Source organism: Hymenobacter elongatus, assembly GCF_004745955.1.
Taxonomy (GTDB): Bacteria; Bacteroidota; Bacteroidia; order Cytophagales; family Hymenobacteraceae; genus Hymenobacter; species Hymenobacter elongatus.
In genome coordinates this window covers 1-5,271 of sequence record NZ_SRLD01000080.1, presented here as the reverse complement: position 1 = coordinate 5,271, position 5,271 = coordinate 1, and the positions used below count along the sequence as shown (strand labels likewise).

The 5,271-nt window shown below is 60.0% G+C and carries 7 protein-coding genes and 1 pseudogene; 4 read left to right on the top strand and 4 right to left on the bottom strand.

Annotation, left to right across the window (positions count from 1 at the left end):
• Positions 1 to 120: pseudogene (locus E5J99_RS20595) on the top strand (IS5/IS1182 family transposase); the annotation flags it as partial.
• A 33-nt stretch (positions 121 to 153) separates the two neighbouring features.
• On the opposite strand, the gene E5J99_RS20590 reads toward E5J99_RS20595, so the two are convergent.
• Positions 154 to 366, bottom strand: a complete 213-nt coding sequence (locus E5J99_RS20590; protein ID WP_135499691.1) for a DUF6728 family protein — start codon at positions 364 to 366, stop codon at positions 154 to 156.
• A gap of 218 nt (positions 367 to 584) precedes the next feature.
• On the opposite strand from E5J99_RS20590, the gene E5J99_RS20585 reads away from it, so the two are divergent.
• Positions 585 to 992 (top strand): hypothetical protein, encoded by a 408-nt coding sequence (locus tag E5J99_RS20585; protein WP_210114502.1) that lies wholly within the window; start codon positions 585 to 587, stop codon positions 990 to 992.
• 1 nt (position 993) lies between these two features.
• Here the strand turns inward: E5J99_RS20585 and E5J99_RS20580 are convergent, their stop codons facing one another.
• Positions 994 to 1,524: a hypothetical protein gene (locus E5J99_RS20580; protein ID WP_135499689.1), complete on the bottom strand. Its 531-nt coding sequence runs from the start codon at positions 1,522 to 1,524 to the stop codon at positions 994 to 996.
• Positions 1,525 to 1,549: 25 nt separating this feature from the next.
• Entirely contained in the window at positions 1,550 to 2,203 is a 654-nt protein-coding gene (locus tag E5J99_RS20575) for an HAD family hydrolase (RefSeq protein WP_135499692.1), read from the bottom strand.
• 319 nt (positions 2,204 to 2,522) lie between these two features.
• On the opposite strand from E5J99_RS20575, the gene E5J99_RS20570 reads away from it, so the two are divergent.
• A complete protein-coding gene (locus E5J99_RS20570; protein WP_135499688.1) occupies positions 2,523 to 3,338 on the top strand; it encodes a DUF389 domain-containing protein in 816 nt (271 codons plus the stop codon).
• Between the two features lie 17 nt (positions 3,339 to 3,355).
• Here E5J99_RS20570 and E5J99_RS20565 read toward each other — a convergent pair whose 3' ends face one another.
• Positions 3,356 to 4,018 (bottom strand): Rossmann-fold NAD(P)-binding domain-containing protein, encoded by a 663-nt coding sequence (locus E5J99_RS20565; protein WP_135499687.1) that lies wholly within the window; start codon positions 4,016 to 4,018, stop codon positions 3,356 to 3,358.
• 192 nt (positions 4,019 to 4,210) lie between these two features.
• Here E5J99_RS20565 and E5J99_RS21535 point away from each other — a divergent pair, with 192 nt between their 5' ends.
• On the top strand, positions 4,211 to 4,360 hold the full coding sequence (locus E5J99_RS21535; RefSeq protein WP_167852271.1) for a hypothetical protein: 150 nt from the start codon (positions 4,211 to 4,213) through the stop codon (positions 4,358 to 4,360).
• Positions 4,361 to 5,271 lie beyond the last annotated feature (911 nt).

Sequence of the window (5,271 nt, the reverse complement as noted above, 5' to 3'; positions counted from 1 at the left end):
TCCTGGCTCAACCGCTTCCGCCACCTGCTGATTCGTTGGGCCAAAAAACCCGAAAACTATCTGGCCATGCTCCATTTTGCTTGCGCTCGAATCACCTGGTATAACTGCCTATTTGGATAGGCTCTTAATCCTCTATTATTCTGACGGCACGAACTACCGCGTAAACAGACGGTAGAGCACCACGCACAAGCCTACCAGGAACATGGCCATGCTCAGCTTATTGATGAAGTGCATCGTGCGCAGGTTGAAATTAGTTTTGCGGCTGGGGTCGTTTTTGCGGAAGAAATATCCGAAAGCGGGACCGAAGTTAAACAGGTTGCGGCCTTGCATAGTGACGGGCGTTTGGTACAGGAATAGAACACCCAAACGGGCGGAAAGATTTGGCGGCAAGGTAAATAGATTGGGGAAGTTACGGGCCGTTTTCTCGGTCTCGGGTGGGACCTGCAACTCCGGTTTAGCGCCCGTGTCGTTAGCCCTACCGCATTTCACGACCTTATTTCATAAAAAAACTGCTCCTTTCCCTGCTGCTTTTCGTCACCGGCTCCGCTTTTTTTGCCCAGACCAGCGCTGAGGAAACGGCAGCCGTGCAAAAGACCATTACCACTTTTTTCGACGGCATGCGGCGGGGCGACAGCACGCTGGTGCGCAGCACGCTGGTGCGCAGCACGCTGGTGCGCAGCACGCTGGCACCCGGCGTAGTGTTCCAGACCATCACAACAACCAAGGAGGGCACGACGCGCGTGGGCCTGGAAAACCCGAATGGCTTCCTGAAATCCGTCGGTACGCCGCACAAGGAAGTGTACGATGAGCGCATCCGCTTCGAGCGGGTGCTGTTAGATGCCAACCTGGCCAGCGTCTGGACGCCCTACCAGTTTTACGTGGGTCCCAAGTTCAGCCACTGCGGCTACAACTCGTTTCAGCTGGTGAAGTACGCCCAGGGCTGGCGCATCGTCCACGTCATCGACACGCGCCGCCAGGACGGCTGCCAATAGCCTACTCCGGCTTACGGCGCCAGACTGCCGGAAACCCGTCTTTGCGATAAGACACCTGCGATAAGTCGGCGGAGTAGCGGACAGAATCCAGCTGTTTGGCCTTAGCCAGCTGCTGAAACGTGTTGGCAGTCAGATTCAACTCTACTAGCTTGTAGCGGCGGGGTTTGACGTAGCCATCGGAAACGGCTAGAAAGAGCAGGTGCTTGTCGGAGTAGGCCAGCAGCTGCACCGGTGGGCCCCCATCCTTCCCGGCATACCCTGACTTGGCGGGCAACTGCTGCCCCGGCGGATACACGAAGATTTCCCCCGCCCCAGTCAGCGCCAGTCGGTAGCCGTCAAGGATGGTATAATCGGTGGGGATGTTCTGTCGGTTCGGAGCCGCGGCGGAGTCGAGAACAATAGTGTACGGCGAAATTTTTACGCGCAACCAGCCTTGCCGGATAGTAAACCGGGTTTGCACCGGAGGCTGGGCCCCAACGGTAGTAGCAAGCCCGATAGCCAGGGCAGTAAAAAAAGTGGCGGCGACCCTCATACGCTCCGCTTTAGGTAGGCAACGCTTAAAATGCCAGCAGCTGCGCCACACTCAGCTGGCCGAGGTGGGACACCACGTGGTCGGCGTGATGCAGGTCCTGGCCTTCGGAATGCTCACTCCGGTAGCCCACGCAGTACATACCGGCGGCTTTGGCGGCCGTCACGCCGTTGGCCGAATCCTCAATCACCAGGCATTCGGCGGGCGGAGTGCCGGTCAGCTGTGCCGCGTGCAGGAAGATGGCGGGGTCGGGTTTGGAGCGCGGGAAATCCTCGCCGCTCACCAGATTATCGAAGTACGGATACAAACCGAAGCGCGTGAAAACGCGGGCAATGGTTTCCTTGGAGGCCGAAGAAGCCAGCTGCAGCGGCACGCCGGCCCGGTGCAGGTCTTCAATCAGCGCCCGGGCTCCGGGCAACAGATCCAGCGTTGCGTCTTCGTCGAAGGACGTGCCGAACAGCTCCCGCTTGCGGTGGATCAGGGCTTCCACTTCTCCGGCCAGGCCAAACTGCTGCTTGAGCTGCTGGTACACGTTGCGGGTGGAGGAGCCGAGAAAAGTGGCGTATTCCGTCCGCGACATGGCAATACCCAGCTCGGCGAAGTGGCGGAAGAAGGCGTCGTGGTGGAGCGGCTCGGTGTCGACGAGCACGCCGTCCATGTCGAAGATGATGGTGCGGATCATGCGGGCGGAGTGGGTTCCGGGCAAAGGTAGCAAACCCGCGAACGGGACGTCGGGCGTCTTTCCCGGGGGGATAATGGTAGTAGGTGGCGCGGCGGCCGATAGCCCCTGGCTCGACGGAAGCGTTGCCGGCCGAATTTTAGGCGAAACAGGCGCGTAGGTCAGCTGATACGTGCTTTGCTAACTAACTCTGACCGGGGCCTGCGCCGGTTTTTTTCTTGCCCTTCCGACGCATCGAACCCTGGAAATCACCGCTTCCCCGGCCGTCACCGAGTCGCTGTGCCGGCAGCTGACCGCCCTGGAAGAAGTTGTGGGCCTGAGCATGCAGCCCGGCGCTTCCCGTAAGCCGGCCGGCGACGTGCTGATTGTGCACGTGCTCAACCGTGGGGCCGACGAAGTGCTGCGCCGCACCCGCGCCGCCGTGCCCACCGACGACGACCTGAGCATGGTGACCAGCGAAGCCACCAGCTTTATTGCCCCGGCCGCGCACAAAATCATTGTCGATGACCGGGACGAGGCCATTTGGGAGGAAATGGAAAGCGGCCTGCGCCACCAGGGCGCTATCACGACCAACTACCTGCTGCTCATGGCCCTGGGCGGGCTGATCTGGGCTATTGGGCTGGTGTCGGAGCCCGTACCACAGGCCGTAGCCTTCACGGCCGCGGCTATCATCGCGCCCGGCTTCGACCCCATGACCAAAGTGCCCCTTGGTTTGGTGCTGCGCCGCTGGATTGTGGTCTGGCGCGGTTTGCAGTCGACGCTGGCCGGCTACGCCGTGCTGGTTGGCACCGCCGCCCTGACCATGTATGGGCTGGTAGCTGCCGGCGAAACCACCGGGGCGCTCCTGGCGGCCAACTCCGAAGTAAAGCATCTGGCCCACCCCGGCCTGATGGAGCTGCTGCCCTCGGCAGCCGGGGCGCTGGCCGGGGTGGTGATGCTGGCCGCATTCCGCCGCAGCTCCCAGGCCGGACCGCTCATTGCCATGGCATTCATTCCGGCCGCCGCCCTCATCGGGGCGGGGCTGGCCGTGGAGGGACTGGAACGGTTTGGGGCCGACTGGGGCTTTATCGTGGGCCTGGGCGTGCCGTTGCTGTGGCTCAAGCAGCAGTTTCTGCACCGGCGCAAGCCTATCGTGTAAGCCAAGCGGACCGGGGCTTACTGCTTCGCCAGCGCCACGATGTCCCTGACTTCCAGCACCGGCTTGGTGTAGCCCAGGCGGGCGGCGTTGATCATGGCCAGTCCCATTTCCCGCAGCGTGGAGACGTACTGGGGCAGAAACCGCCGGAAGGCCGGGTATAGCCAGTTGAAATACTTGTAGTACGGCAGCGTATTGCGCAGCCCCGGCGTGGGCTGCAGGAAGCCGGGACGGAACATGTAGGCGCTCCGGAAGCCCAACCTCAGCAGGTCGTTTTCGGTCCGGCCCTTCACGCGGGCCCACATCTGCCGGCCCTGCTCGGTGCCATCGGTGCCGGCCCCCGACACGAAGCAGAACGTGAGGCCGGGATTCCGCGGGAGCAACGTTTCGGCAAAGTGCAAGGTCAAATCGTGAGTGAGGCGGCGGTACTCGGGCTCCTTCAGGCCCATCGACGATACGCCCAGGCAGAAAAAGCAGGCGTTGTAGCCCGTGAGCTGGTCCTGGATGAGCGTCAGGTTCTGGAAGTCGGCGTGGAGGATTTCGCGCAGCTTGGGATGGGTCACGCCGCTGGGCCTGCGGCTGATGGATAGCACCTGCTCCACGTCGGGGTGGTTCAGGCATTCATGTAGCACGCCCTCGCCCACCATGCCGGTAGCCCCGGTCAGTATTGCTTTGATCTTCATGGGGTGGGAGACGGGTGAAACAGAAAAATATTCGAAAAAGCAGCGCGAAACAGTGCCGGAATGGTCGCCCGGCACGTAGCCGGCGGCTTCTCTGGTGGCTTAGGAAACGAAACAATGCTACCTGCATGGCCATTCACGCTCATCATCCGCCAAGGGAGAACGCAACTAATCGGGTAGCTCAAGGCGCTCGGCGTGCTCCCACAGGGCAGCACGGTGGCCGAGGTGAAAGATAACATCCGCGACGCGCTGGCCTTGTATCCGGAAGACATGCGGGAAGACAGCGTAGATGATGTCGACATCATCGCGCAGGAAGAGCTGGAATTCGTGGAGCAGGCCGCATGAAGCGCGGCACATTCATCAAACATCTGGAAGCCCACGACTGCCCGCTACACCACCACGGCGGCCACCACGCTACGCACAAGAACGAGCACACCGGCAAGCGCCCCAGCGCCCCCGCCACGCGGATATTGACGAGGAGCTGCGCAAGGAAATCTGCAGGCAGCTAAGTGTTCCGAAGGTGTAAGTAGAAGCCAAGGCTGGCAAGAATAATCTGTGTGGCGCAATAATTCTTGTCAGTCTTGGCATCGGAACTGAGGCTTTGGATATTTTGTGCGTGGCAGCCGGTACCGGCGGGCCGCCGCGCACAAACCTGAAGCGCAGCCCTTTTTTCAACGGACCGGGGGCGGCTGCTCCACGCCGGGGTGGCTCAGAGCCGGGCGGCATGCCCTCGCCTACCATGCCGGTTTTCCGAGCTGTATTGCGTGGTGCTTCAAGGAAAAGACCGTTGGCTAGGGCGAGGCTATTCTTCTTACGACCTGCTATTTAGGAGGCTACCGTCAATGGGCTGCAGGGTAAATTTTGCGCAATCTATTTTTAATGGATTCAGATGATCGATAATCAAGGACAAATAAATATTCTCCGGTTTTGATACAGGCTGTTACCGGTAAGCAAATCGTTCTATGCGGTAGCCCAACTCTGCCCACCGCCCTTTTGTCGTAATACTATTTATTACTGCTTGAATCAGCTGTATTTCCTCTTGATTTCTGATACCGGAAATAACAAGCTGTGTCCAGGAAATTATTTCCCCTTGCTTACCCCAAACAAGTATCACGAGGTGGTTACGGATGGGTGTAATTCAAAACTACGCGGTTGATTTTTTAAACAGGTCGGTAAGCAAGTGCATTTGTGGACTTTTCAGGGCCGAGCGTAAGCGTACGAGGCGGTCGAGCCCGCCATTGGACCAGCGCTGGCCG